At 67.4% G+C, this 423-nt stretch carries 1 pseudogene; it reads right to left on the bottom strand.

Annotated elements, in window-relative coordinates:
* A pseudogene (locus tag RM779_RS33410) lies at positions 1–423 on the bottom strand (FAD-containing monooxygenase EthA); the annotation flags it as partial.

Genomic DNA, 423 nt, shown 5'->3' with positions numbered 1-423 from the left:
ATCGCCGGGATCAGCGTGACCGCGGTGGCACCGCTGCCGATCACGACGACCTTCTTGCCGGCGTAGTCGAGGTCCTCGGGCCAGTGCTGGGGGTGCACGATGCGCCCGGTGAACCGGTCGGTGCCGTCGAACTGCGGGGTGTAGCCCTGGTCGTAGCGGTAGTACCCGCCGCCGCAGAACAGCCAGCTCGCCGAGATCTGCACGAGTTCTGGATCGGCATCGGCACCGTCGGTCCGCTCGATGTCCACGGTCCAGGAAGCCCGCGCCGAATCCCAGGCCGCGCCGAGCACCTTGTGGTGGAACCGGATGTGGCGGTCGATGCCGTTCTCCGAGACCGTCTCGCGCAGGTAGGCGAGGATCTTGTCGGCGGTGGCAATCGCATGCTCGTCGCGCCACGGCTTGAACTCGTAGCCGAAGGTATGC

It is taken from the genome of Streptomyces johnsoniae, assembly GCF_031845565.1.
GTDB lineage: Bacteria > Actinomycetota > Actinomycetes > Streptomycetales > Streptomycetaceae > Streptomyces > Streptomyces johnsoniae.
Note: the sequence above shows the minus strand (reverse complement) of the source record. Positions and strands in the feature narration are given on the sequence as shown.